The sequence below is a fragment of the Anaerotruncus massiliensis (ex Togo et al. 2026) genome (assembly GCF_030825285.1).
Classification (GTDB): domain Bacteria; phylum Bacillota; class Clostridia; order Oscillospirales; family Ruminococcaceae; genus Anaerotruncus; species Anaerotruncus massiliensis.
In genome coordinates, this window is record NZ_JAPJQF010000018.1 from 1 (window position 1) to 25,439 (window position 25,439).

A 25,439-nucleotide genomic window follows, 5' to 3' on the forward strand; every position below is an offset into this window, starting at 1 on the left:
CTCGCCGCAGGCGAGGAGCGCATCTATGCCCGGGCAGGCCGCCCAAGGCGGAGGGTTCTTAGGCGGACTTTTGGTTCCTTTTCGTCCGTCCGAAAAGGAACCCGAGGCGCGCGGCGGAACGCGCAAGTGATTCTTGCCGCTTGGAAAGCGGCAATTCCCGTAAAGCGCCGCCGCCCGCAGGGCAAAAAATCCAAAACCGCCGGCGGCCGCCAGACTCTCGACAATATCGTCCGTTTGCGGTAAAATCGATGGAGATCACCGGAAAGGGGGAGACGCCCGTGGCGAAAAAGATGAGGCTTTACCTGCTGGCCGAGGGCTATGTGCAGGGGGTGGGCTTCCGCTACTATGTCAGCTATACGGCGCGGGGGCTGGGGCTCACCGGCTGGGTGCGCAACCGGGAGGACGGCGCGGTGGACATGGAGGTGCAGGGCGCGCCCGACGCGGTGGAGGCGTTTACGGCGGCGGTGCGGCGCGGCAGCCATTACAGCGAGGTGCAAAACCTGACGGTGCAAAAGCTCGATCCGATCGAGGAGTACGGCTTCCGCACGCTGAATTAGGAGGGGAAGGGATGACGCGGACGGCGGGCGGCGTGGAATACGAGCTGACCCGGAAGGCGGTCAAAAACCTCAATCTGCGGGTGCGCGCCGACGGGACGGTGCATGTTTCCGCGCCCCGGCGCACGCCGCTTTCCGAGGTGGACGGGTTTGTCGCGGGCCGCGCGGCGTGGATCGCGCGGGCACGGGAACGCCTGGCGGCGCATGCGGGGGAGGCCGAGGCGGCGCGGGAGGCGTACACCGACGCGGAATGTCTCGAGGCGTTCACGGAGGTGAGCGACCGGATCTATCCGCTCTTCGCGCGCCTGCTGCCGGAAAAGCCCGAGCTGCGGGTGCGGTGGATGAAGAGCCGCTGGGGGGTGTGCTGCCCGGCGAAGAACCGCATCACCCTCAACAAGCAGCTGATGGGAAAGCCGCGCGCGGCGGTGGAATACGTGGTGCTGCACGAATACGTGCACTTCCTGCACCCCGACCACCAGGCGGGGTTCCACGCGGAGATGGCAAAATGGATGCCCGACTACAGGGAACGGCGCAAACTGCTGAAAACGTGAGGATTTGGATGAAATGACAAAAAGAGCGGAGGATTTTACATATTGTTAAAGAATTAACACATTGAAAAAGAAACCGAAATGTAGTATCCTTATAGAAAGAAAACGGATGGGGCCGTCGCGCGGGAAAAGGGGAACGAAACCGCGGCCCCTCCGGGAAAACAAGAACCGGAGGAAACGACATGGAAATTTACGTCTGCATCGGAAGCTCGTGCCATCTCAAAGGCTCTTACAACATCATCAACGCGTTCAAGGAGCTGATCGCGGAATACAAGCTGGAGGACCAGGTGAGCCTGAACGCGTCCTTCTGCCTCGGCCACTGCCAGCACGGCGTGACGATCAAGGTGAACGACGAAATCGTCACTGGGCTCAACACCGACAACGCCCGGGAAATTTTCATTGATAAGGTCGTGAAGGAGCTGCAGCCGCAATGACCGACGTACTGAGCCTCAAGAAGGCCAACTGTAAAAACTGCCACAAGTGCATCCGCTCCTGCCCGGTCAAATCGATCCGTTTCGCCGACAACCAGGCGAAGATCATCCCGGAGGAGTGCATCCTGTGCGGGCGGTGCGTCGTCGTCTGCCCGCAGAACGCGAAGCGCGTGCGCAGCGACCTGACCGAGGTGATCGGGGCGGTGGGCTCCGGCAAGCGGGTCATCGCGACGCTCGCCCCCTCGTTTATCAGCGAGTTCCCCGTCTCGGGGATCGGGGAGATGGAGGGCTGCCTCAAAAAGCTCGGGCTGTTCGCCGCGCGGGAGACCGCCGAGGGCGCCTATATCGTCAAGAGCGAATATGAAAACCTCATCCGCGATCACAAGCAGGAGGTCATCATCTCCTCCTGCTGCCATACGGTCGTCACCCTCATCCAGAAGTATTTCCCGGCGGTCATCCCCTGCATCGCGCCGGTGATCTCCCCGATGATGGCCAGCGCGAAGCTCATCAAGGAGGAATACCCCGACGCCTACGTCGTCTTCATCGGCCCCTGCATCTCCAAAAAGGACGAGATGCAGAAGGTCCCCGGCTACATAGACTGCGTGCTCACCTTCGACGAGCTCGTGCAGTGGTTCCAGATGCGGCATATCGAGGTCGCGCCCGCCCCGGTGGCGGAGAGCGAGGGACGCGCCTCCCGCTTCTTCCCGCGCACGGGCGGCATCATCGAGTGCATGCACACGCGCGGCACCGGCTACAAGTACATCGCGGTCGACGGGGTGGAAAACTGCGTACGCGCGATCGAGGCGATCGAGCGCGGCGGCCTCAAGGGGTACTTCGTCGAGATGAGCGCCTGCGAGGGCAGCTGCATCAACGGGCCCGCGGCGCGCGCCTACCAGGAGAACCTGCTCGACAGCCGGGTGCGGGTGGACGAGTTCGCCCAGCCGGACGAGGACAAAAAGCCCGACTTCGACATCGCCTGCAATTTCGGCCTCGCGCGCCACATCCCCAACGAGTTCGTGCACGAGCCCGACCCGCCCGCGGCGGCGATCACCGACATCCTCGCGCGCATGGGCAAAACCAAGCCGGAGGACGAGCTCAACTGCGGCTCCTGCGGCTACCCGACCTGCCGCGACAAGGCCAAGGCGGTCTACAACGGCAAGGCGGACATCACGATGTGCCTGCCCTACCTGCTGGAGAACGCGGAGAGCTTCTCGAACAACGTGTTCGCGGTGTCTCCCAACGCGATCCTGGTGCTCGACGACCGGCTGACCGTCCAGCGGATGAACATGTCCGCCTGCCACCTTTTCAACATCCCCAAGTCGAAGGACGCGATCGGCAGGGACGTGATCGACCTGATCGACCCGACCGATTTCCAGGATGTGCTTGAGACGGGCAACGATGTGATCGATAAGAAGATGTACCTGGCGGACCTCGACAAGCACGTCGAGCTGACGGTGGTACGCGACGCGGACCACCACTGCCTGTTCGGCATCTTCAAGGACATCACGGCGGAGCAGGCGCGCAGGGAGAAGTACATCGAGCGCCGCGCCCAGACGATCGACATCACCGACAAGGTGATCGAAAAGCAGATGCGCATCGTCCAGGACATCGCGTCGCTGCTGGGCGAGACGACCGCCGAGACGAAGATCGCGCTGACCAAGATCAAGAACACCGTGCTCTCGGAGGACGAGTAGCCATGGAAAAACTGTTTATGGAGAACGGCTATATCAGCCTCAACAAGTACGGCGAGCAGCTGTGCGGCGACCGCGTCGAGGTGAAGAACAACCCGAGCGGCGACTTCACGATGGTGCTGGCCGACGGGCTGGGCAGCGGCGTCAAGGCGAACATCCTCTCGACCCTCACCTCCAAGATCATCGCAACGATGATGGACAGCGACATGACGGTGGAGGACTGCGTGACGACGATCGCGCAGACGCTGCCCGTCTGCTCGGTGCGCCAGGTGGCCTACGCGACCTTCACGGTGATCAAGGTGCACGGGGACGAGGTCTCCCTCATCCAGTACGACAACCCCGACGTGATCATGCTGCGGGACGGCAGAAGCGTCGACTACGAGCGGACCGAGAAGACGATCGCGGGCAAGAAGATCTACGAATCCCGCTTCCCCGCGCGCCTGGGGGACGTGTTCGTCGCGATGAGCGACGGCGTCATCCACGCGGGGGTGGGCCAGTCGCTCAACTTCGGCTGGGAGCGGCCGAACGTCGTCGAATACCTCGAGGCCCACTACAACGCGGCCATGTCGGCCAAGGCGGTGGCGGGGCTCGTGAGCGACGCCTGCCGCGACCTCTATATGGGAAAGCCGGGCGACGACACGACGGTGGCCGCGCTGCGCATCCGCGAGCGCCAGCTCGTCAACCTGATGATCGGCCCGCCGGTCAACCCGGAGGACGACGAAAAGATCATGCGGCTCTTCTTCGGGCAGGGGGGCAAGACGATCGTCTGCGGGGGCACGACCTCCACGATCGTGGCCAAATACCTGCACACTTCCGTCAGGACCTGCCTCGACTACCTCGACCCCGAGATCCCGCCGATCGGCTTTATCGAGGGCGTGGACCTGTGCACCGAGGGGGTGCTCACGATGAAGCACGTCGTCGAGCTCGCGCGGCGGTATTCGTCGGGCACCGACACCTACAGCGAATGGATTGGCAAGAAGGACGGCGCCTCGCTGATCGCGCAGATGCTCTTTGAGAGCGCGACCGACGTGAACCTCTTCGTGGGGCGGGCGATGAACCCGGCCCACCAGAACCCGGATATGCCGATCGATCTTTCGATCAAGCTGCGGCTGATCGAAGACCTCGCCAAATACCTCGAGCTGATGGGCAAGACGGTAAAGGTGAGCTACTACTAGATGACCAAACCCGCGGCCAGCCGCGTCAATGGAGGGTAACAGATGCAAATTACCGAACGCAATTTCGACACCAACGTCCAGATGCTGAAATACAAGGTCCTCAAGGGGGTCGTCGAGCACTTCGACCAGGGGACGCTCGAGAGCGCCTACCGGGACATCCCGATGGACATCGCCCCCGGCCCCAAGCCGACGACGCGCTGCTGCGTCTACAAGGAGCGCGCGATCATCACCGAGCGGGTCCGCATGGCGATGGGCGGCGACAAGGAGAACGCCAACGTCATCGAGGTGCTGCGCATCGCCTGCGACGAGTGCACGGTCAACCGCTACCACGTGGGCTCGGCCTGCCGCGGGTGCATCGCGCACCGCTGCGAGCACGCCTGCCCGACGGGCGCGATCGAGGTGCGCGACGGCAAGGCGCGCATCAACCAGGAGAAGTGCATTGAGTGCGGCAAGTGCGCGACCGCCTGCCCCTACACCGCGATCATGAAGTACACCCGCCCGTGCGAGAACGCCTGCAAAATCGGCGCGATCAGCATGCACCGGGACAACTCCGCGAAGATCGACAACGACAAGTGCATCTCCTGCGGCGCCTGCGTCTACCAGTGTCCGTTCGGCGCGATCGTCGACAAGTCGTTTCTGCTCGACGCGCTGACGATCATGCGGGAGAGCGAGAACAACACGAAATACAAGGTCTACGCGGTCGTGGCGCCGTCGATCTCCTCCCAGTTCAGCTACGCCAAGACCGGGCAGGTCGTGACGGGGCTTCGGAAGATCGGTTTCCACAGCGTCATCGAGGCGGCGCTCGGCGCGGACATGGTGGCCTACGCGGAGGCCGCGGAGCTCGTTGAGAAGGGCTTTTTGACCAGCTCCTGCTGTCCGGCGTTCGTCGCCTACATTAAGAGCGCCTTCCCGGGGCTTGTGGACAAGATCTCCCACAACCCCTCCCCGATGGAGGCGGTCGCGCGGTTCATCAAGCGGACCGACCCCACCGCGAAGTGCGTCTTCGTCGGCCCCTGCACCGCCAAGAAGATGGAGTTCCAGCAGGAGCATATCACCGGCATCGACTGCGTCATCACCTTTGAGGAGCTCCAGGCCCTCTTCGACGCGCGCGAGGTGAACGTCGAGAACCTCGAGGAGAGCCTGCTCGACAACGCCTCCTACTACGGGCGCATCTTCGCGCGCAGCGGCGGCCTCTCCGACGCGGTGGCCGAGGCGCTCAAGGAGCACGGCATCCCGGAGGACCAGTTCAAGGCGAACCCGATCGCCTGCGACGGCATCGAGGAGTGCAGGATCGCGCTGCTCAAGGCGAACAAAAACCTGCTGCCCAACAACTTCATCGAGGGCATGGCCTGCGTGGGCGGCTGCATTGGCGGCGCGGCCTGCGTGACCCACGGCCCCAAGGACAAGACCGAGGTCAACAAGTACGGCCAGCTCGCCAAGGAAAAAACGATCCTCGACGCCATCGCCGTTACACAAATTGCCAAATAATCCGCCCCGAAATGCAGGACTTTGCAAAAAGTCCTGCATTTTTTCTGCCATTTTATCCGAACGCGCTTGATTTTCCGGCGGAATTCCGCTATGATAGAAAGCTGAAAGAGGATCACCTTGCGTTTTGCAGGATGCAGAAGGAAAGGATCGGATATGGGCCAGGATTTATTGGCGCTCATCGGCAAAATGACCCCGCAGTTTTCCAAGGGGCAGCGGCTGATCGCCAACTACATGATCAACCATTTTGACAAGGCGGCGTTCATGACCGCCAGCAAGCTGGGCAGCACGGTGGGGGTGAGCGAATCGACCGTCGTGCGCTTCGCGTCGGAGGTGGGCTTCGCGGGCTACCCCGAGCTGCAGAGGGCGCTCCAGGAGCTCATCCGCAACAAGCTGACCACCGTGCAGCGGATGGACGTGACGAGCGACCAGCTCGAAAACGCCGACGTGCTCGCCAAGGTGCTCGGCAAGGACATCGAAAAGATCCGCCGCACCCTCGAGGAGACGAGCCGCGCCGATTTCGAGTCGGCGGTCGGCTGCATCTGCGCGGCGAAGAGCATCTATATCATCGGCGTGCGCTCCTCGTCGGCGCTCGCGCAGTTTTTGAGCTTCTACTTCAACCACATCTTCCCGAACGTCCGCCTCATCAACACCACCTCCCGCAGCGAGATGTTCGAGCAGATCATGCGCATCGGGCCGGAGGACGTGTTCATCGGCATCAGCTTCCCGCGCTACTCCAAGCGGACGGTGCAGGCCTCCCACTTCGCCGCCCGGAGCGGCGCGAAGGTCATCGCGCTCACCGACTCGAACCAGTCTCCGCTGGCCGAGAACGCCGACTATGTGCTGATGGCGCGCAGCGACATGGTCTCCTTCATCGACTCGCTCGTCGCGCCCCTCTCCCTCATCAACGCCCTGATCGTGGCGGTGGGCATGAAAAAGCACGACGAGATCGCCCGCACCTACGACCGTCTCGAACAGATCTGGGACGAATACGAGGTCTACGAAAAGCGCGGGGAGGAAGCCGGTGTCTGACCTTGTCGTGATCGGCGGGGGAGCCGCCGGGCTGTTCGCGGCGGGCTTCGCCGCGAAGGGCGGCGCGTCGGTCACGGTGCTCGAGCGGGGGGCGCGCCCCGCCCGCAAGCTGCTGATCACCGGCAAGGGCCGCTGCAACGTCACCAACAACTGCTCGCCCGAGGACTTTTTGCGGAATGTGCGCACCAATCCGCGCTTCCTCTACGGCGCGGCCAGCGCCTTTTCCCCGGCGGACGCGATGGCGTTCTTCGAGTCGCTCGGCGTGCCGCTCAAGACCGAGCGGGGAGGCCGGGTGTTCCCGGTGTCCGACCGGGCGGCCGACGTGGCGGACGCGCTCGTCCGCTTTGCGAAGGCGTCCGGCGCGCGGCTGGAAGCATCCGCGCGCGTGACTGGCATCCTGGCGGAGGGCGGAAGCGTGCGGGGCGTGCGGCTGGAGGACGGCCGCGAGCTTTCCGCGGACGCGGTGCTCGTCGCCACCGGCGGGTGCAGCTATCCCGCGACCGGCTCGACGGGGGACGGCTGGCGGCTGGCAAAGGCGCTCGGCCACACGGTCGTCCCGGCGCGGGCCTCCCTCGTGCCGGTGCGCGCGAAGGAGACGTGGTGCGCCGAGCTGATGGGGCTTTCCCTCAAAAACGTGACCCTCACCCTGCGGGACGCGCGGGGAAAGGCGGTCTTCTCCGAGCTGGGGGAGATGCTCTTCACCCATTTCGGCGTGTCGGGGCCGCTGGTCCTCTCCGCCTCCTCCTACCTGACGGGGGACCCGGGGGGCTTCCGGATGGAGATCGACCTCAAGCCGGGGCTCGACGACCGGCAGCTCGACGCGCGGCTGCTGCGGGACTTTTCCGCGGCGAAAAACCGCGACTTTGCAAACGCCCTCGACCAGCTCCTGCCCAAAAAGCTCATCCCGGTCGCGGTGCGCCTGAGCGGGATTCCGCCCGACCGCAAGGTGAACGCGGTCACGCGGGAGGAGCGGCGGGCGTTCGCCGCGCTTTTAAAGGCGCTGCCGGTCACGCCGGCGGGGCTGCTGCCCGTCGAGGCGGGGGTGGTCACGGCGGGCGGCGTGGCGGTCCGGGAGATCGACCCGCGCACGATGGAGTCCAAGCTCGTGAAGGGGCTCTATTTCGCGGGGGAAGTGATCGACGTGGACGCGCTGACTGGGGGCTACAACCTCCAGATTGCCTGGTCGACGGCCCTCCTGGCCGCGAAGGGCGTCAATCGGAACGGATAAAAGGAGAGAAACGGATGATTTCGATAGCGATAGACGGACCCGCGGGCGCGGGCAAGAGCACGATCGCCCGCGCGATCGCGAAGGAGCTCGGCTATATCTATGTGGACACGGGCGCGCTCTACCGCGCGATCGGCCTCTACGCCAACGCCAACGGTGTGGCGACGGACGACCCGGCGGGGGTCGAGCGGCTGCTCGGCGGCATCAAGGTGGAGCTGCGCTACAAGAACGGGGAGCAGCGGGTGTTCCTCAACGGCTACGACGTGTCGGAGGAGATCCGCCGCCCGGAGGTCTCGATGGCCGCGAGCAATGTGAGCGCCATCCCGGCGGTGCGGCAGTTCCTCTTCGCGCTCCAGCAGAATATGGCGGTCGAGCACGACGTGGTCATGGACGGCCGCGACATCGGCACGATCGTGCTGCCCGGCGCGCAGGTGAAGATCTTCCTGACGGCGTCGCCCGAGGAGCGGGCGCGCCGCCGGTACGACGAATTGAAGGCCAAGGGGCACGACGTCGACTACGGCGCGCTGCTCGAGGAGGTCAGGCAGCGCGACTACAACGACTCGCACCGGGCGATCGCGCAGCTTAAGCAGGCGGACGACGCCCTGCTCGTCGACACGACGGGCAACACCCTCGAGCAGTCGGTCCAGGTGCTCACCAAGCTGGTGAAGGAGAGGCTGCGCGATGTTTTATAAGGTCGTAAGGGCGCTGTGCGCCGTCTTCCTGCGGCTGGCCTTCCGGTTCCGGGTGGTCGGCCTCGAAAACGTCCCCGACGGCGGGGGATTCATCCTTGCGGCCAACCACCGCTCCAACTGGGACCCGGTGCTGGCGGGGATCCCGGTCAAGCGTCACAAGGTCTGCTACATGGCCAAGGCGGAGCTCTTCCAGAAGAACGCGCTTTTCGCCAGGATCATCACCGCGCTGGGCGCCTTCCCGATCGAGCGCGGCAAGGGGGACACCGGCGCGATCGACTGGGCGGACCGCATCATCACCGGGGGCGGCGTGCTGGGGATGTTCCCCGAGGGCACCCGCTCGAAGACGGGAACGCCCGGCCGTCCCAAGTCGGGGGTCGCGATGATCGCGCAGCAGACGGGGGCGGACGTGGTGCCCTGCGCCGTCTGTTTCGGGGAGCGGATCGGCTTCCGGTCGCCGGTGACCGTCCGCTACGGAAAGCCGATCGAAAACGCGCGGTTCGGGTTCGGCGCGGAGATCGCGCCGCACGAGCTCAAGGAGGCCAGCCGCCTTGTGATGGACGAGATCGTCAGGCTGCTGGAGGACGGGATTTGAAACGGATCACGGTGGCGAAGACGGCGGGCTTCTGCTTCGGGGTCCGGCGGGCGGTGGACGCCGCCTTCGCGGAGGCCCGTTCGGGGACGCCCGCCTGCACGCTCGGGGAGCTCATCCACAACCCCCGGATCGTGGAGGAGCTCGCGCGCGCGGGCGTGCGGGTGATTGAAAGCCCCGCGGAGAACACGGACGGCCGGACGGTGATCATCCGGTCGCACGGGGTGCCGCCGCAGGTCTACGAGGAGCTGGCGGCGTCGGGCGCGCGGGTGGTCGACGCGACCTGCCCCTATGTCGAGAAGCTCCACCGGCTTGCGGCGGAGCACTCGGGGGAGAGCGTCACGCTCATCGCGGGGGACCCCTCCCATCCGGAGGTGGTGGGGATCGCGGGCTTCTGCGAGGGGGAGACGCACATCTTCCGTTCGGCGGAAGAGCTTGACAAAATCATTCCGATTTTGGATAATGGTGGAAACCGGCCCGTCACCCTGCTTGCACAGACGACTTTTTCGGTGCCGGAATGGGAAAAATGTGTAGAAAAACTTAAAAAAGTGTGTACAAAGCTCCGAATATTTGATACAATATGTATTGCTACTGAAAAACGACAGTCTGAGGCGCGGGAGCTGGCGGCCCAAAGCGATGCGATGATCGTGATCGGCGGCCGGAAAAGCTCCAACACCGCCAAGCTGGCGCAGCTCTGCGGGGCGTATTGCGACACCTTTCTGATCGAGTCTGCGGCGGAGCTGCATGATCTCGATCTGGGCGGTTATACTAGGATTGGCGTTACAGCGGGCGCGTCGACGCCGGCTTGCATAATTAAGGAGGTACATAAAACCATGAGTGAGATTCTTAAAGATCAGGACGAGCTTTCTTTTGAAGAGATGTTGAATGAATCCTTCAAAACAATAGATAACAGGGAGAAGGTCACAGCGACCGTCACGGGGATCGCGCCGAACGAGATTTCCGTCGACATCGGCACCAAGCACGCGGGCTACGTCCCGCTGTCCGAACTGACCGACGACCCCAACGCGAAGCCTGAGGAGCTCGTCAAGGTTGGCGACCAGATGGACCTGCTGGTCGTGCGCGTCAATGACGTCGAGGGCACCGTGATGCTCTCCAAGAAGCGCCTCGATGCAATTGCCGGTTTCGAGAAGGTCATGAACGCGGTGGACACCGAGGAGATCCTCGAGGGCACCGTCGTGGAGGTCATCAAGGGCGGCGTGCTGGCGCTGACCAACGGCGTCAAGGTCTTTATCCCCGCCTCCCAGGCCACCCTTTCCCGTAACGACAGCCTGGAGGACCTGCTCAAGAAGAAGGTCCAGTTCAAGATTCTGGAAGTCAACCGCCAGCGCAAACGCGCGGTCGGTTCGATCCGTGCGGTCCTGCGCGAGCAGCGCCGCGAGCTCGAGGAGAAGTTCTGGCAGGAGGTCGAGGTCGGCAAGCATTACACCGGCGTCGTCAAATCTCTCACCAGCTACGGCGCGTTCGTCAACCTGGGCGGCGTGGACGGCATGGTGCACATCTCCGAGCTGAGCTGGAACCGCATCAAGCACCCCTCCGAGATTGTCAGCGTGGGCGACACGGTCGAGGTCTACATCAAGGACATCGACGCGGAGAACAAGAAGATCTCCCTCGGCTACAAGAAGGCGGAGGACAATCCGTGGGTCATCATGCAGCGTGACTACGCGGTCGGCACCGTCTGCACCGTCAAGGTCGTCTCGATGACCCCGTTCGGCGCGTTCGCCCAGATCATCCCGGGCGTGGACGGGCTCATCCACATCAGCCAGATCTCCAACGAGCGGATCAACAAGCCCTCCGACGTGCTTGCGATCGGCCAGGAGGTCGAGGTGAAGATCACCGAGCTCGACAGCGAGAAGAAGCGCGTCAGCCTCTCGATCCGCGCGCTGCTCGCCGACAAGGCGCCCGCGCCGGCCGAGGAGGAAGCTCCCGCCGCCGAGGAGTCCGCCGTTGTCTACGAGGCCGGCCCGGACGGCGCGCAGGGCGAGATCCCCGAGGATTCCGCGGAATAAACAGAACCGTTTTACCGGCAGGGCGCTTCGCGTCCTGCCGGTTTTCATTTGGGAGCGGCGTTTTGGGACGGGGCCTGCCGAAGAAACCGCTTTGGAGCCGTATATTGTGTTTTTGGCAAAAAAGTGGTACAATATCTCTTGCTGTATGAATGGCAAGCATCGATGACTTTTACGGTTTTCCCGCCGCGCGGGGCCTTCCGGCCTCCGCGCCCGGTTTCCTGCGGATTTTCCGCGGGGACGGCGGGAGGTATCTGCGGAAAACGGAGGAATCTACGTGCCGATAAAACGCTGGAACGTCCGGCGCCCCGACGAGGCGGCGGCCAAGCGGCTCGCGAGCGAGCTGGGCCTGCCGCTGATTGCCGTGCGGGTGCTGGCCGGCAGAGGGTATGACACCCGGGAAAAGATCGAACGGTTCCTGTCTCCGGACGGGACGCTGACCGACCCGCTGGCGATCCGCGACATGGATAAGGCCGTGGCGCGCATCCGGCGGGCGCTTTCCGAGGGGGAGCGGATCGCCGTCTACGGCGACTACGACTGCGACGGCATCATGTCGACGGTCGTGCTCTACAGCTATCTCGAGTCCGCGGGCGCGGACGTCTGCTATTACATCCCCCAGCGCGACCGGGAGGGCTACGGCCTCAACCGGGAGGCGCTGAAGCTCATCCACGACGACGGGGTGCGCCTCGTCATCACGGTGGACAACGGCATCACGGCGATCGGTGAGGTGGAGTACGCCTCCTCGCTCGGGCTCGACGTGGTGATCACCGACCACCACAAGCCGCGCGAGGTGCTGCCCGCGGCGGCCGCGGTGGTCGACCCGCACCGCTTCGACGACGAGAGCGGGTGCGAATATCTCGCGGGCGTGGGGGTGGCCTTCAAGCTCATCTGCGCGCTCGAGGGGGACGACGGAGAGCTGATGCTCGACCAGTACGGCGACCTCGTCGCCGTGGCGACGGTGGCGGACATCGTGCCGCTCACCGGCGAAAACCGCACGATCGTGCGGCGGGGGCTCGAGAGCCTCCAGAACACCGACAACGAGGGCCTGGCCGCGCTCATCCGGGTGTGCGGCATGGCGGATAAGCAGCTCTCCTGCGAGAACATCGCCTACGGCATCGTGCCGCGCATCAATTCGGCGGGCCGGTTCGACTGCGTCGACAACGCGATCGAGCTCTTCGTGGGAGGCGGCGACGAGCCGGAGGAGCTGGCCGGGGGGATCAACTCCCTCAACGAGAAGCGCCGCGCGATCGAGGACCAGATCGTCCGGCAGATCATGCAGCAGCTTGAATCGGACGCAGAGGCGCTCGGCCGCCGGGTGATCGTCATCTACGGCGAGGGCTGGCACCACGGCATCGTGGGCATCGTGGCCTCGCGTATGGTCGAGCGGTTCGGTAAGCCCTGCATCGTGCTGTCGGTCGAGGGGGAGAACGCGCGCGGCTCGGGCCGCAGCGTCGAGGGCTTCTCGATTATCGACGCGATCGACTCCTGCTCCGAGCTGCTCGTGCGCTACGGCGGGCACAACCAGGCCGCCGGGCTGACGGTCCCGATGGAAAAGCTGCCCGCCTTCATCGAAAAAATCAACCTCTGGGCGGCGGAGCACTACCCCGAGATGCCCCAGCAGACGATCAACATCGACTGCGCCCTCTCGCCGCGCCAGCTCAACGTCCACTCGATCCAGCCGCTCGCACTGCTCGAGCCGTTCGGCTCGGGCAACGAGCTGCCCGTCTTCCAAATTCCCGGCTGCACCCTCCAGGGGGTCTACCCCATCGGGGAGGGCAAGCACCTGCGGCTGCGGTTCGCGGGGGAGGACACGGTCTTTTACGCGGTCTATTTCGGCATGACGCAGGAAAACTTTCCCTATGCGGTCGGCGAGGTGGTCGATCTGGCCGCGACGGTCGACGTGGGGGAGTGGAACGGCGAGCTGCGCGTCTCGGTCAAGGTGAAGGACATCCACCTGACGGGGATCGATTACGATAAGATCCACCACTCGGAGCAGGTCTACCAGCGGCTGCGCCGCAGCGAGCCGGTGGAGGAGCCGGCGAGGGCGCAGGTGGTGCCCAGCCGGGACGACATCGCGGTGGTCTACCGCTACCTGCGCTCGAAGGGCAACCTTTCGGCGCCCGACGAGGTGATCTACGCGAAGCTGCGGGGGAACATCTCCTGCCTGTGCAAGCTGAAGCTCGCGATCGACGTGCTCGACGAGATGCACCTCGTCACCCGCGGCCCGGGCGGCAGGCATGTGGCGGTGGTGCCCAATCCGCAGAAGGTGGATATCTCCCAGTCGAAAATCCTGCGGGAGCTGCAATCCCGAAGCCTGCCGGCCGGCGTATGAACCGGCAACCTGGTTGCGGGCAATCGCCCGTGATGGAGGAAGCGAATGAAATACTATGTAATTGAAGATCTGCTGCAGGCGATCGAAAAGAGCGGCCGTCCCTACGACCGAGAAAAGATCCTTGCGGCCTACGAGGTGGCCAGAGAGGCCCACAAGGGCCAGTGCCGCGTATCGGGGGAGCCGTATATCTCCCACCCGATCGCCGTCTCGATCATCCTGGTCGACCTCGGCATGGACAGCGAATGCGTCGAGGCCGCGCTGCTGCACGACGTGGTGGAGGACACCGACGTCACGGCCGAACAGGTCCAGAAGCAGTTCGGCGCGGACGTGGCGCTGCTCGTGGAGGGCGTGACCAAGCTGGGCAAGATCAGCTTCACCTCCCGCGAGGAGCAGCAGGCGGAGAACGTGCGCAAGATGCTGCTCGCCATGGCGCAGGATGTGCGCGTGATCATCATCAAGCTGGCCGACCGGCTGCACAACATGCGCACGATCGAGGTCATGCCCGAGCAGAAGCGCCGCGACAAGGCGCTTGAAACGATGGAGGTCTATGCGCCGCTGGCGCACAGGCTTGGTATCCGCGCGGTCAAGGAGGAGCTCGAGGACATCTCCCTGCGCTACCTCGACCCGGTGGCCTACCACGAGATCGAAAAGATGCTCGAGCTCAAAAAGGCCGACCGCCAGAGCTTCCTGGAAAAGATCAAGGCGAAGATCCGCGAGCGGCTCGCGTCGGAATACAGCGAGGTCTACATCGACGGGCGGGTCAAGAGCGTCTACGGCATCTACCGCAAGGTCTACATCCAGGGCCGCGCCTTCGAGGAGATCTTCGACATCTACGCGGTGCGCATCATCGTCGACTCGGTCAACGAGTGCTACAACATCCTCGGCATCATTCACGACCTCTTCCGGCCGCTGCCCAACCGCTTCAAGGACTACATCTCCACCCCCAAGCCGAACATGTACCAGTCGCTCCACACGACGGTCATCGACAAAGAGGGCATCCCCTTCGAGGTGCAGATCCGCACCTGGGATATGCACCACACGGCGGAATACGGCATCGCGGCCCATTGGAAATACAAGGCGGGCATCACCGGGCACGACAAGCTCGAGGAGCGCCTCGCGTGGATCCGCCAGCTCATCGAGAACCAGAAGGAGGCGGACGACGTCGAAGACATCGTCCGCTCGATCAAGAGCGACCTCTCGCCCGAGGAGGTCTACGTCTTCACGCCCAAGGGGGACGTGATCGCCCTGCCGGTGGACTCGACGGTCATCGACTTCGCCTACGCCATCCACACCGAGGTGGGCAACCGGATGGTGGGGGCAAAGATCGACGGGCGGATGGTCGCGCTCGACACGCCGGTGCGCACCGGCCAGATCATCGAGGTCGTCACGACCAACGCGAAGGACCACGCGCCGAGCCGCGACTGGCTCAAGATCGTCAAGACGACCGAGGCGCGCAACAAGATCCGCAACTGGTACAAGAAGGAGCGCCGCGAGGAGAACATCGAGCAGGGCCGCGCCGAGCTGGAACGGGAGTTCCGCCGCAACATGATCACCCTGCCGGAGGGCAAGGCGAAGGAGTTCCTGCTCGCGGTCGCCAAGCGCCAGCACTTCGAGGTGGTGGACGACTTTTTGGCGGCGGTCGGCTACGGGGGCGTGCTGCTCTCCAAGATCATGCCGCGCGTCAAAGAGGACTACGTCAAGATGTACCGCACCGTCGAGCCGGAGGACCCGACCGAGCGGGTGCCAATCAAGCCGCACCGCGTGAAGGGCGCCTCGAGCGGCGTGATCGTCGAGGGGCTGGACAGCTGCCTGGTCAAGTTCGCGCGCTGCTGCAACCCGCTGCCGGGGGACGAGATCATCGGCTTCGTGACGCGGGGCTTCGGCGTGTCGATCCATAAAAAGGACTGCGCGAACGTCATAAACTCCATCAACGACCCGAACAACGCCGAACGCTGGGTGCGGGCCGAATGGGCGATGGAGAGCGCCAAGAAGGAGCACTTCAAGAGCACGATCGAGATCGTCACCGACGACCGCATCGGCGCGCTGGCGGACATCTCGGTGGCGCTTTCCACGATGCGCATCTCGATCAGCACCCTGATGGCCCGCGAGGTCAAGACGGGGGAGAACATCGTGACGGTGACCTTCACGGTCAGCGACATCGATCAGCTCAACTTTATCATCGGAAACCTCAGAAAGATCCCGGGCGTGACGAGCGTCACAAGGTCTGTGCAGTAGCGGCCCGGAATAAACTGGTAGGGGGATCGCCATGAAAGCGGTATTGCAGCGTGTTTCGTCCGCGAAGGTCACGTCCGGCGGGCGGGTGCTCGGGGAGATCGGGCAGGGGCTCGCGGTCCTGCTCGGCGTCGTGACGGGCGACGGGGTGGACGAGGCGGATTTCCTCGCGGAAAAGGCCGCCGGCCTGCGCGTCTTCGAGGACGAAAACGGCAAGATGAACAAATCCCTGTTGGAGGTGGGCGGCGGAATGCTCGTCGTCTCCAACTTCACCCTCTGCGCCGACGCGCGGCGGGGGAGGCGGCCCTCCTTTACGGGCGCGGCCGCGCCGGAGGAGGCCAACGCCCTCTACCTGCGGTTCGTCGCCGCGGCGAAGGACGCGGGCGTCTCCCCCGTCGAGACGGGGGCGTTCGGCGCGGACATGCGCGTGTCGATCGAGAACGACGGCCCGGTGACCATCCTGCTCGACACGGACGAAATCATGAAGAAATAACCCGCGCCCGGTCCCGGCGGCGTTTCCGCCGGGGACTGCGCGGGAATTGCTGCCAGAGGTGAAAAGATGAAAGTATACACGATGCCGGTCGGCACGATGGGCACCAACTGCTACATCGTCGCGGACGGGGAGGCGAGCGTGGTCATCGACCCGGGCTTCCAGGCGGAAAAGCTCGAGGCGTCCCTGCGGGAAAAGGGCCTGCGCCCCGAATACATCCTGCTGACCCACGGGCACTACGACCACATCGGCGCGGTGCGGGCGCTGCGGGAGGCGTTCGGCTGCAAGCTGGCGGTCGGGCGGCGGGATCTCGAGATGCTCGCCGACCGCCGCAAGAGCCTCGCGATCATGCGCGGCATGACCGACGAGGACTACCTGCTCACCCCCGACCTGCTGCTCGGGGAGGGGGACGCGGTCACGGCGGGGCCGATGCGCTTCGAGGTGATCGACACCCCCGGACACACGGCGGGCGGGGTCAGCTACAAATGCGGCGACCTGCTCTTCACGGGGGATACCCTCTTCGCGGGGGACATCGGGCGGATCGACCTCTACGGCGGGGACTACCCATCGATGCTCGCCTCGCTCAAAAAGCTCGCGGCGCTGCCGGGGGATTACCGGGTGCTGCCCGGCCACGGCCCCGAGAGCACCCTCGAGCGGGAACGCAGGCACAACCCCTACATGAGCGGAGCGGCGCATGACGGTCTTTATTGACGGGCACGCCTGCGGCTACGAGCTCCAGCGGCTCACACAGATGTTTTTCCCCGGCGAGAAGGTCGCCGTGGAGCAGGGCGCGCCCCCGGAGGATTTCGCGGGCGATTTTCTGCACGCCCGGTACCGGGAGGGGCTTCTCGAGGCGGTTTCGCGCCTGGGGGACGGCTCCCCCCGCGCCCTGCGGGCCGAGGCGCCCGCCGGGGGAACCGCCGGGCTGGAGCACCGCTTCGGCGTGCTGGCCTATACGCTTTTGTCCGAGGGGACGGGCGTCCGCCCGCCCTGGGGGGTGCTCACCGGCATCCGTCCGGTCAAGCTCTTCGCGGCGCGGATGGAGGAAGGGATGGACGAGGCGGCCCTGCGCCGCCATTTCATGGACGAGCGGCTGGTGAGTGGGGAGAAGTTCTCTCTCGCCGTGGAGACGGCCGCCGTTGAGCGGGAGCTGCTTTCCCGGTCGACGCCCGACAGCTTTTCCCTCTACGTCTCGGTGCCCTTCTGCCCGACCCGGTGCGCCTACTGCTCGTTCGTCTCCCACTCGGTCGAGCAGGCCGCGAAGCTGATCCCCGACTATGTGGACAGGCTGTGCGGCGAGCTGGCCGCCACCGGAGAGATCGCGCGGGAGCTGGGGCTTCGGCTGCGCACCGTCTATTTCGGCGGCGGCACCCCCACCACCCTCACGGCGGACCAGCTCTCCCGCGTGATGGACGCGGTCGCGGCGCATTTCGACGTGGCCTCGGCGTGGGAATACACCGTCGAGGCGGGCCGCCCCGACACGGTCACGGAGGACAAGCTGCGCGCCATCAAGGCGGGCGGCGGGCGGCGGGTGAGCATCAACCCGCAGACCCTCTCGGACGGGGTGCTCGCGGAGATCGGCCGCCGCCACACGTCGGCGCGGTTCTTCGAGGCGTTCGAACTCGCGCGGAAGGTGGGTTTCGACTGCATCAACGCCGACCTGATCGCGGGGCTCCCGACCGACACGCCCGAGGGCTTTCGCGCGAGTGTCGACGGGGTGCTCGCCCTCGCGCCCGAGAACGTCACGGTGCACACGCTGACGGTCAAGCGGGCCTCCCGGCTCTCCTTCGGCGAGGCGCGCGCCGAGCTCGCGCTCGTGGACGGGATGGTCGGCTACGCGCGCCGCGCGGCGGCCGCCGCGGGCCAGCGGCCCTACTACCTCTACCGGCAGAACGGCACCCTCGCGAACCTCGAAAACGTCGGCTATTCGCTGCCCGGCCGGGAGGGACTCTACAACGTCTACATCATGGACGAGACGCACACCATCCTCGCGGTGGGGGCGGGCGCGTCCACCAAGCTGCGCCACCCGGTCACCGGGGAGATCGAGCGGGTCTATAACTACAAGTACCCTTACGAGTATCTTTCCCGGTTCGACGAGGTCCTGCGGCGCAAAAAACGGGTGCGGGAATTTTACCTGGAATAGGAAATCCGCGGCGGGCGCTTGTAAAAGCCCCGGCCAGCGTGTATAATATCACTAGAATCTAACGGACGGAGGTCATGCTGATATGGGAACCATTGATAACCTGATCATCAAGGCGAAGGATTTGGCGAGCGCGGCCGGGAGCAAGGCGCAGGAGGTCGCGGAGCAGACGAAGGTCCGCGTGCAGGCCGCGCAGCTCAAAAACGACATCGACGCGAACTACCTGAAGCTCGGGGAGATCATCTACGAGCTCCGGAAATCGGGCGCGGAAAACGAGGAGCTCATCAACATGTGCGTCGAGGAGATCTCCTCCCAGCTCGCGGAGCTCGACGAGCTCAACGGCCGGCTCGACGAGATGAAGCGGGTGCTGCGCTGCCCCGAGTGCATGAAGGAGAACCCGCTCGACGCGCTCTACTGCCAGCGGTGCGGCGCTTCCCTCAAGGAGCAGGCGCCCATCGAGCCGGAGGCGGCCGAGGCCCCGGAAGCGCCGGAGGCGCCCGCCGGGGATACCCCCGCGGAATAAGAAAACCATGAAAAAAGGCGGAGATTCGTTTAGAATCTCCGCCTTTTTGATTGCGCTTGCAGGTCTTCCTCCCGGAGGCAGGGAGGGCATGCCGGGTCCCGCCCCGGCGGGCGGCCCTATTTCTTGCCCACCCAAGAAATAGGGGAAAGAAGGGTGCTCAAGGGGGCTCGCTTGAAGAAGATGGGGGCGCAAAGCTCGCCCCCTTGAGAATCCCCCACCGCGCGAAACCAGCCGGCCTCGCGAAGAAGGCCCGTGCCGGCGCGGCCGGAAAAGCCCGCCGCTAGTCGTCCTCGAAGTCGAGGAACTTATACGCGGGCACGCCCAATGTCTTTGCGATATCGAACAGCAAATCCAAAGAAATGGCTTGTGCGATATTCGGTGCCTCAACCTGGCCGATATACGATGGATTCTTTCCGATCCTCTCAGCCAACTGTTCTTGAGACAAACCGCGCAGCCGCCGATAGTAGGAAACTTTTAAACCCAGCTTTATATACTCATCCCGATATTCAAACTTCATATTGGATTCCCCCCATATAAAGTTTACCAAGACCTCTTGAAAATTATTATCAAGTGATATATAATGCATATTAGGTATTAACTAATAAAAATTATATTTCAGACAATAAAGGAGAAAAGGATGGACGTTTACAAGGAAATGTATCTGAGGCTGTTCAACGAGATGACGGACATCAAAGCCCTTGCGTCGGGCATGGCGACGCAGGCGTCGGAGATCGGTTACCGCGTCAAGGCGGCGCAGGCCGCGGTGGAAGAGATGTTTTTGGCGGCCGAGGAAAAAAAGGAAGCGGGCACGGATTAGTGCCCGCTTCCTTTTTTCCGTCACAGCTTCTTGCATTTCGGGGTTGATGTATCGTCCGGGATATGCTATACTATCTATTTATCTAATAGACACGAATGTGGACGAAAAAGAGAGAAAAGAAAAAGGAAGGGTCCAATGGAAGAGAGAAAAGAAAACCGCATGGGCACCATGCCGGTGGGCAAGCTGCTGGTGACGATGTCCCTGCCGATCATGATCTCGATGCTGATCCAGGCGCTTTACAACATCGTGGACAGCATCTTCGTGGCGCAGATCGGGGAGAATGCGCTCACGGCGGTGTCGCTGGCCTTCCCGGTGCAGAACCTCATCATTGCGGTGGGCATCGGCACCGGCATCGGCATCAACTCGCTGCTCTCCCGCAGGCTCGGGGAGCGCCGCTTCGACGACGCGAACGCGGCGGCGGAGAACGGCATCCTGCTCTCCCTCTGCAACTGGCTGGTCTTCGCCATCTTCGGGGGGTTGTTTTCGGAGGCGTTTTTCCGCGCCTTCACCGACAACCCCGAGATCATCTCGATGGGCACCGACTACCTGACGGTCTGCACCGTCTTTTCGTTCGGCTGCTTCATGCAGTTCGCCTGCGAGCGGATCTTGCAGGCCACGGGCATCACGATCTACAACATGATCACCCAGGCGACCGGCGCGATCATCAACATCATCCTTGACCCGATCATGATCTTCGGCCTCTTCGGGTTCCCGAGGCTGGGAGTCAAGGGCGCGGCGATCGCCACCGTCATCGGGCAGATCGTGGCGATGCTGATGGGGCTGTGGTTCAACGCGAAGAAAAATAAGGAAGTCCACATGGATTTCCGGCATTTCCGTCCGAACGGCCGCATCATCGGGGAAATTTACAAGGTGGGCGTGCCGTCGATCGTCATGCAGTCGATCGGCACGGTCATGACCATCGGCATGAACAAGATCCTCATCGCCTTTTCGGAGACGGCGGTCGCCGTGTTCGGGGTCTACTTCAAGCTCCAGAGCTTCGTCTTCATGCCGATCTTCGGGCTCACCAACGGCCTCGTGCCGATCGTGGCCTACAACTACGGCGCGCGCAAGCGCACCCGGATCACCGCTTCGATCCGCCTGGCGCTCGTCTACGCGCTGAGCATCATGGCGCTCGGCCTGCTGATCTTCCAGCTCTTCCCGGTGCCCCTGCTCCGCCTTTTCAAGGCGTCCGACGCACTGCTTTCCATCGGCGTGCCCGCCCTGCGGATCATCAGCATCAGCTTTTTGGGCGCGGGGGTCGGCATCGTGCTCTCCTCGGTCTTCCAGGCGATGGGCAACGGCGTGCTCAGCCTGACCATGTCGGTCGCGCGCCAGCTCGCGGTGCTGCTGCCGGTGGCTTGGCTGATGGCGCGGTTCGTCGGCCTCGACGCCGTGTGGGCCGCGTTCCCCGTCTCGGAGTACGTGTCGGTGACGATCGCGCTTTTCATGTACCGCTATGTCTACCACAACCACATCGCGACCCTCGCGGACGAGGCGTAGCCGCCCCGCTCCCGCGTACCCGTTTTCGCAAACGGAAAAGCCGCCTCGTCAGAGGCGGCTTTTTTTCACGCGGTGCGGGAGGCGCGCCCGGCGGCGGAACGCCCGGCCCGCGGCCGGGCGGACGCGTTCCGCGAACGCGTCCCCGCGCGGATGCGCGGGTTCCGCCGCCCGCGTCTCCCGCCGCGCTCAGATGCGGTCGATGAGGCCGAGGGTGATTTTGGCGCAGCGCCGGGCGGCGTGCCCGACGAAGGTGTCGTAGTCCATGCCGCCGCTGTCGTCGGCGCCGTCCGAGATGCACCGCACGACGGCGAAGGGCACCCCGCTCAGGTAGCAGGCGTGGCCGACCGCCGCGCCCTCCATCTCGATGGCGTCGGCGCGGGTTTCGCGGGCGATCCGCTCCTTGACGGCGGAATCGGTGACAAACTGCTCGCCCGAGACGATCTCTCCGGGCACGCAGCGGACCCCCTGTCCGGCGGCGAGCTCCTCCACGAGGGAGACGAGCCGCTCGTCGGCGGGAAAGCGGGAGCAGTGGGGAAAATATTTTTGCAGCAGGCGTTCCTCGAGGTCGTGGTAAAAGACGGTGCGCGCCGCAACGAGGTCGAGGATGCGCAGCCTGTCCGAGAGCGCGCCGGCGACGCCGCTGTTGATCACATAGTCCGCGCCGAAGCGGGAGATGAGCATCTGCGCGCAGACGGCGGCGTTGACCTTGCCGACGCCGCAGGTGGCGGCGACGACCCGTTTGCCCGCGCGCTCGGCCGAAAGGAATTCACAGCGGCCCGCGGTTTGGATTTCCCCGTGGGAGAGGGCCTCGCGGATGAGGTCGAATTCGCTGTCCATCGCGCAGATGACGCCGATCGTAACCATAAAAATCAAGTCCTCCAAACGGTTCAGATGCTCCCATTCTACCCGAAAGGGCGGGGGAATGCAACCGCGGTATAGTAATAAACGGCCCGCTGTGGTAATATAGGTGTATTAATTCGGGACGGGGGTGTGGGAATGGAGCAGCGCCACAGGCACGGCTATCTGTATGGGACGATGGTGCTGGCGGCCGGGACGGTGGTCGTCAAACTGATCGGCGCGCTTTTCAAGATCCCGCTCACCAACATCCTCGGCGGCGTGGGCATGAGCTACTTCAACGTCGCCTACGAGCTCTACTATCCGCTCTACGCCCTTTTTGTGTCGGGCGTGCCGGTGGCGGTCTCCAAGCTCGTCAGCGAGAGCATGGCCTGCGGGCGCGCGCGCGACGCGCGCAAGCTCCTGCGGGTGGCGGGGGCGGCCTTCCTCGCGGTCGGCGCGGCGGGAAGCCTGCTCATGTTTTTCGGCGCGGGGTGGTTTTCCGCCCGGGTGCAGAACCCGGGCTCGGTGTGGGCGGTGCGGATGCTCTCCCCGGCGCTTTTCTTCGGCTGCCTGATGGCGGCGCTGCGCGGTTACTGGCAGGGGATGCAGGACATGGCCCCCACCGCCGTCTCGCAGATCGTCGAGGCGGTCGCGAAGCTCGCGTTTGGGCTGGCGCTCTCCTACGGCGTGACGGTGGCGGGCCTGCGGCAGTTCGCCCTGGAGGGGACGGTGTTCGGCGCGCCCTGCGCCTCGGCGCAGGAGGCGCAGATTGCGGTGCTGCCCTACGCGGCGGCGGGCGCGATCCTCGGCGTGACGGTCAGCACCCTCTGCGGCGCGGTCTACATGGCCGCGCGCCACAGGCTCGGGCGCGGCGCGATCACCCCCGAGCAGTGGAAGGCGTCGCCGCCCGCGGCCCCGTCCCGCGCGCTGCTCAAACGGCTGGTCGCGATCGCGGTGCCGGTGTGCGTCGCCTCGCTCATCACCAACCTCACCTCCTTCATCGACCTCATCTCGGTGATGAACCGCCTGGGCCACGCGATCACCCGGCATCCGGGCGTGATCGAGGGCATCTACGAGGGGCACATCCCGGGCGGGGTGGGTCGGGAGATGCTCGCCTCCTACCTCTACGGCTGTTATTCGGGGCTGGCGGTGCCGGTCTATAACCTGGTGCCCTCGCTCACCACGACGATCGGCGTGAGCCTGCTGCCCGCCGTGTCGGCGGCGTGGGCGGTGCGCGACCGGCGGGCGCTGGAGCGCAACGTCGCGTCCGCGCTGCGGCTGGCCTCCCTCATCGCGATGCCGGCGGGGCTGGGCATCTGCGCGATGGCCGGCCCGGTGTTGCGGCTGCTCTTCTTCTCCAAGCCGATGGAGTCGGCGGTCATCTCCCCGGCGCTCCACCTGATGGGGCTGAGCGCGATCTTTGTGGCGCTCTCGCTGCCGGTCAACGCGATTTTGCAGGCGGTCGGGCGCGCCGACCTGCCGGTCAAGCTGCTGCTGGCAGGCGGCGGGCTTAAGCTCGTGCTCAACTTCCTGCTCGTGGCGGTGCCCCGGCTCAACATCCAGGCTGCGCCCGTCGGAACGCTCGTCTGCTACGCGTTCGTGCTTTTCGTGAGCTTCGGGGTGCTGGTAAATTCTACCGGGGTGCGCATCCCGGTGGGGCCGGTCTTCGGGAAGCCGTTTTTCGCGGCGGTCTGCTGCGCGGTCGGGGCATGGGCCGCAAACGGCCTGCTGGAGCGGGTTTGCGGCAGTCAGCTCGCGGCGGTGGGCGGCGTGTCGATCGGCGTCGTAATTTATGTTTTTGTCGTCTTATTGACTAAAACCGTCACCAAAGAGGACATATTAATGGTGCCGGGCGGCGAAAAGTTTGCAAAGCTACTTGAAAAGCGCTCCCTTTTAGGGTAGAATACTAAAAGCAGCCCCAAATGGGCCTGTAAAGGGGGCGCGGCGGGCATGCCGGTGCAGTTTGAGCGCAAGCAGAAATACGACGTGGGGGACCTGATTACGATCATGTCCCTGCTCCGCGGAGAGGGCGGTTGCCCGTGGGACCGCGAGCAGGACCACCACTCGATCCGCAGGAACTTCATCGAGGAGACCTATGAGGTCTGCGAGGCGATCGACAACGACGACCCGGTGCTCCTTCAGGAGGAGCTGGGGGACGTGCTTCTCCAGGTGGCGTTCCACGCGCGCATGGAGGAGGAGGCGGGCCGTTTCGATTTCGGCGACGTGTGCGACGGCATCTGCAAAAAGCTGATCGTCCGCCATCCCCATGTGTTCGGCGAGACGAAGGTCGCGGACAGCGGCGAGGTGCTCGTCAACTGGGACCGCATCAAGGAGCGGACCAAGGGCCAGAAGACGGCGGCCGAGACGCTCAGGAGCGTGAGCGCGGCGCTTCCGGCGCTCATGCGCAGCGAAAAGGTGCAGCACCGCGCGGCGAAGGTCGGGTTCGACTACCCGGATACCGGCGGGGCGCTGCGGGACCTTGAAAGCGAGGTCGCGGAACTGCGGGAAGCGATTTCCGAAGGGGACGCGGCGCACATCGACGAGGAATTGGGGGACGTGCTCTTCGCGGCGGTCAACGTGTCCCGGTTCACCCATGTGGACGCGGAGCAGAGCCTCGGGCAGGCGTGCGAAAAGTTTATCGACCGGTTCGAGCAGGTGGAGGCGCTTGCGCGGGAGCGGGGCGTGGACATGAAGACGGCCGGCATCGAAAAGCTGGACGAGCTGTGGAAGCAGGCCAAGAAACGGAACGCCGCCAAGCCAAACGACTGATTATCCCAGGCAGTTGCTGTCTGAAGATATAACAATGTTTAATTTTATTTACGGAGGGCATTCAAAATGACAAAAGCAGAGCTCATCACCGCGGTTGCGGAGAAATCTGGACTTTCCAAGAAGGACAGCGAGAAGGCCGTCGGCGCGGTTGTCGACGCGATCACCGACGCGCTGAAGGCCGGCGAGAAGGTTGCTCTGGTCGGTTTTGGAACCTTTGAGACCAAGACCCGCAACGAGCGCAAGGGCATCAATCCGATCACCAAAGAGGAGATCACGATCGCCGCGGCGACGGTTCCCTCCTTCAAGGCCGGCAAGGCGCTCAAGGACGCTGTCTCCGGCAAGTAAGACCGTTT

Annotated in this window: 24 protein-coding genes; 22 read left to right on the top strand and 2 right to left on the bottom strand. The window is 64.3% G+C overall.

Annotated features, from left to right (window positions below):
• The first annotated feature begins 248 nt into the window (after positions 1-248).
• The 17 genes from RCI06_RS07345 to RCI06_RS07425 all read left to right on the top strand — a co-directional run bounded on the left by RCI06_RS07345 (position 249) and on the right by RCI06_RS07425 (position 19,163).
• Positions 249-557 carry an acylphosphatase gene (locus RCI06_RS07345; RefSeq protein WP_101551478.1) on the top strand — a complete coding sequence of 103 codons (309 nt, stop codon included), beginning with the start codon at positions 249-251 and terminating at the stop codon, positions 555-557.
• Between the two features lie 11 nt (positions 558-568).
• Complete coding sequence (locus RCI06_RS07350; protein WP_101551475.1) at positions 569-1,105, top strand: M48 family metallopeptidase; 537 nt, start codon at positions 569-571, stop codon at positions 1,103-1,105.
• Positions 1,106-1,284: 179 nt separating this feature from the next.
• Entirely contained in the window at positions 1,285-1,536 is a 252-nt protein-coding gene (locus tag RCI06_RS07355) for a (2Fe-2S) ferredoxin domain-containing protein (protein ID WP_121586520.1), read from the top strand.
• A complete protein-coding gene (locus tag RCI06_RS07360; protein WP_306575329.1) occupies positions 1,533-3,227 on the top strand; it encodes a [Fe-Fe] hydrogenase large subunit C-terminal domain-containing protein in 1,695 nt (564 codons plus the stop codon). Before RCI06_RS07355 ends, RCI06_RS07360 begins: the two co-directional genes overlap by 4 nt.
• A 2-nt stretch (positions 3,228-3,229) precedes the next feature.
• On the top strand, positions 3,230-4,399 hold the full coding sequence (locus RCI06_RS07365; protein WP_276871295.1) for a SpoIIE family protein phosphatase: 1,170 nt from the start codon (positions 3,230-3,232) through the stop codon (positions 4,397-4,399).
• Between the two features lie 42 nt (positions 4,400-4,441).
• A complete protein-coding gene (locus tag RCI06_RS07370) occupies positions 4,442-5,887 on the top strand; it encodes a 4Fe-4S dicluster domain-containing protein (RefSeq protein WP_101551467.1) in 1,446 nt (481 codons plus the stop codon).
• Positions 5,888-6,040: 153 nt separating this feature from the next.
• Positions 6,041-6,916, top strand: a complete 876-nt coding sequence (locus tag RCI06_RS07375; protein ID WP_101551465.1) for a MurR/RpiR family transcriptional regulator — start codon at positions 6,041-6,043, stop codon at positions 6,914-6,916.
• Positions 6,909-8,144: an NAD(P)/FAD-dependent oxidoreductase gene (locus RCI06_RS07380; RefSeq protein ID WP_306575332.1), complete on the top strand. Its 1,236-nt coding sequence runs from the start codon at positions 6,909-6,911 to the stop codon at positions 8,142-8,144. Before RCI06_RS07375 ends, RCI06_RS07380 begins: the two co-directional genes overlap by 8 nt.
• Positions 8,145-8,158: 14 nt before the next feature.
• Positions 8,159-8,833: a (d)CMP kinase gene (gene cmk / locus RCI06_RS07385; RefSeq protein ID WP_306575334.1), complete on the top strand. Its 675-nt coding sequence runs from the start codon at positions 8,159-8,161 to the stop codon at positions 8,831-8,833.
• Complete coding sequence (locus tag RCI06_RS07390) at positions 8,823-9,425, top strand: 1-acyl-sn-glycerol-3-phosphate acyltransferase (RefSeq protein WP_101551459.1); 603 nt, start codon at positions 8,823-8,825, stop codon at positions 9,423-9,425. The genes cmk and RCI06_RS07390 overlap by 11 nt, the downstream gene beginning before the upstream one ends.
• On the top strand, positions 9,422-11,449 hold the full coding sequence (locus RCI06_RS07395; RefSeq protein ID WP_101551457.1) for a bifunctional 4-hydroxy-3-methylbut-2-enyl diphosphate reductase/30S ribosomal protein S1: 2,028 nt from the start codon (positions 9,422-9,424) through the stop codon (positions 11,447-11,449). Before RCI06_RS07390 ends, RCI06_RS07395 begins: the two co-directional genes overlap by 4 nt.
• Positions 11,450-11,723: 274 nt before the next feature.
• Positions 11,724-13,778, top strand: a complete 2,055-nt coding sequence (gene recJ, locus RCI06_RS07400) for a single-stranded-DNA-specific exonuclease RecJ (protein ID WP_306575337.1) — start codon at positions 11,724-11,726, stop codon at positions 13,776-13,778.
• A 45-nt stretch (positions 13,779-13,823) separates the two neighbouring features.
• Entirely contained in the window at positions 13,824-16,013 is a 2,190-nt protein-coding gene (locus RCI06_RS07405; RefSeq protein ID WP_306575340.1) for a bifunctional (p)ppGpp synthetase/guanosine-3',5'-bis(diphosphate) 3'-pyrophosphohydrolase, read from the top strand.
• 31 nt (positions 16,014-16,044) lie between these two features.
• Positions 16,045-16,503 carry a D-aminoacyl-tRNA deacylase gene (gene dtd / locus RCI06_RS07410; RefSeq protein WP_121586530.1) on the top strand — a complete coding sequence of 153 codons (459 nt, stop codon included), beginning with the start codon at positions 16,045-16,047 and terminating at the stop codon, positions 16,501-16,503.
• Between the two features lie 66 nt (positions 16,504-16,569).
• Positions 16,570-17,211 carry an MBL fold metallo-hydrolase gene (locus tag RCI06_RS07415; protein ID WP_306575342.1) on the top strand — a complete coding sequence of 214 codons (642 nt, stop codon included), beginning with the start codon at positions 16,570-16,572 and terminating at the stop codon, positions 17,209-17,211.
• Positions 17,195-18,643, top strand: coding sequence for a coproporphyrinogen dehydrogenase HemZ (gene hemZ, locus RCI06_RS07420; protein ID WP_306575344.1), 1,449 nt, complete (start codon positions 17,195-17,197; stop codon positions 18,641-18,643). The genes RCI06_RS07415 and hemZ overlap by 17 nt, the downstream gene beginning before the upstream one ends.
• 82 nt (positions 18,644-18,725) lie before the next feature.
• Complete coding sequence (locus RCI06_RS07425; protein ID WP_306575346.1) at positions 18,726-19,163, top strand: hypothetical protein; 438 nt, start codon at positions 18,726-18,728, stop codon at positions 19,161-19,163.
• 280 nt (positions 19,164-19,443) lie between these two features.
• Here RCI06_RS07425 and RCI06_RS07430 read toward each other — a convergent pair whose 3' ends face one another.
• The gene (locus RCI06_RS07430) at positions 19,444-19,680 is read right to left on the bottom strand and encodes a helix-turn-helix domain-containing protein (RefSeq protein WP_101551444.1); all 237 of its coding nucleotides are present in this window, start codon (positions 19,678-19,680) and stop codon (positions 19,444-19,446) included.
• A gap of 120 nt (positions 19,681-19,800) precedes the next feature.
• Here RCI06_RS07430 and RCI06_RS07435 point away from each other — a divergent pair, with 120 nt between their 5' ends.
• Together RCI06_RS07435 and RCI06_RS07440 are read left to right on the top strand one after the other, a co-directional pair.
• Entirely contained in the window at positions 19,801-19,980 is a 180-nt protein-coding gene (locus RCI06_RS07435) for a hypothetical protein (protein WP_306575347.1), read from the top strand.
• A gap of 135 nt (positions 19,981-20,115) precedes the next feature.
• The gene (locus RCI06_RS07440) at positions 20,116-21,480 is read left to right on the top strand and encodes an MATE family efflux transporter (RefSeq protein WP_306575349.1); all 1,365 of its coding nucleotides are present in this window, start codon (positions 20,116-20,118) and stop codon (positions 21,478-21,480) included.
• 186 nt (positions 21,481-21,666) lie between these two features.
• Here the strand turns inward: RCI06_RS07440 and RCI06_RS07445 are convergent, their stop codons facing one another.
• Positions 21,667-22,344, bottom strand: coding sequence for a 5'-methylthioadenosine/adenosylhomocysteine nucleosidase (locus RCI06_RS07445; RefSeq protein ID WP_101551437.1), 678 nt, complete (start codon positions 22,342-22,344; stop codon positions 21,667-21,669).
• Between the two features lie 132 nt (positions 22,345-22,476).
• On the opposite strand from RCI06_RS07445, the gene RCI06_RS07450 reads away from it, so the two are divergent.
• The 3 genes from RCI06_RS07450 (at position 22,477) to RCI06_RS07460 (ending at position 25,431) form a co-directional block, all read left to right on the top strand.
• Positions 22,477-24,219 (top strand): polysaccharide biosynthesis protein, encoded by a 1,743-nt coding sequence (locus RCI06_RS07450; protein WP_306575351.1) that lies wholly within the window; start codon positions 22,477-22,479, stop codon positions 24,217-24,219.
• A 48-nt stretch (positions 24,220-24,267) separates the two neighbouring features.
• Entirely contained in the window at positions 24,268-25,086 is an 819-nt protein-coding gene (mazG, locus tag RCI06_RS07455; RefSeq protein ID WP_306575353.1) for a nucleoside triphosphate pyrophosphohydrolase, read from the top strand.
• Between the two features lie 66 nt (positions 25,087-25,152).
• Positions 25,153-25,431, top strand: a complete 279-nt coding sequence (locus RCI06_RS07460) for an HU family DNA-binding protein (RefSeq protein ID WP_101551433.1) — start codon at positions 25,153-25,155, stop codon at positions 25,429-25,431.
• Positions 25,432-25,439 lie beyond the last annotated feature (8 nt).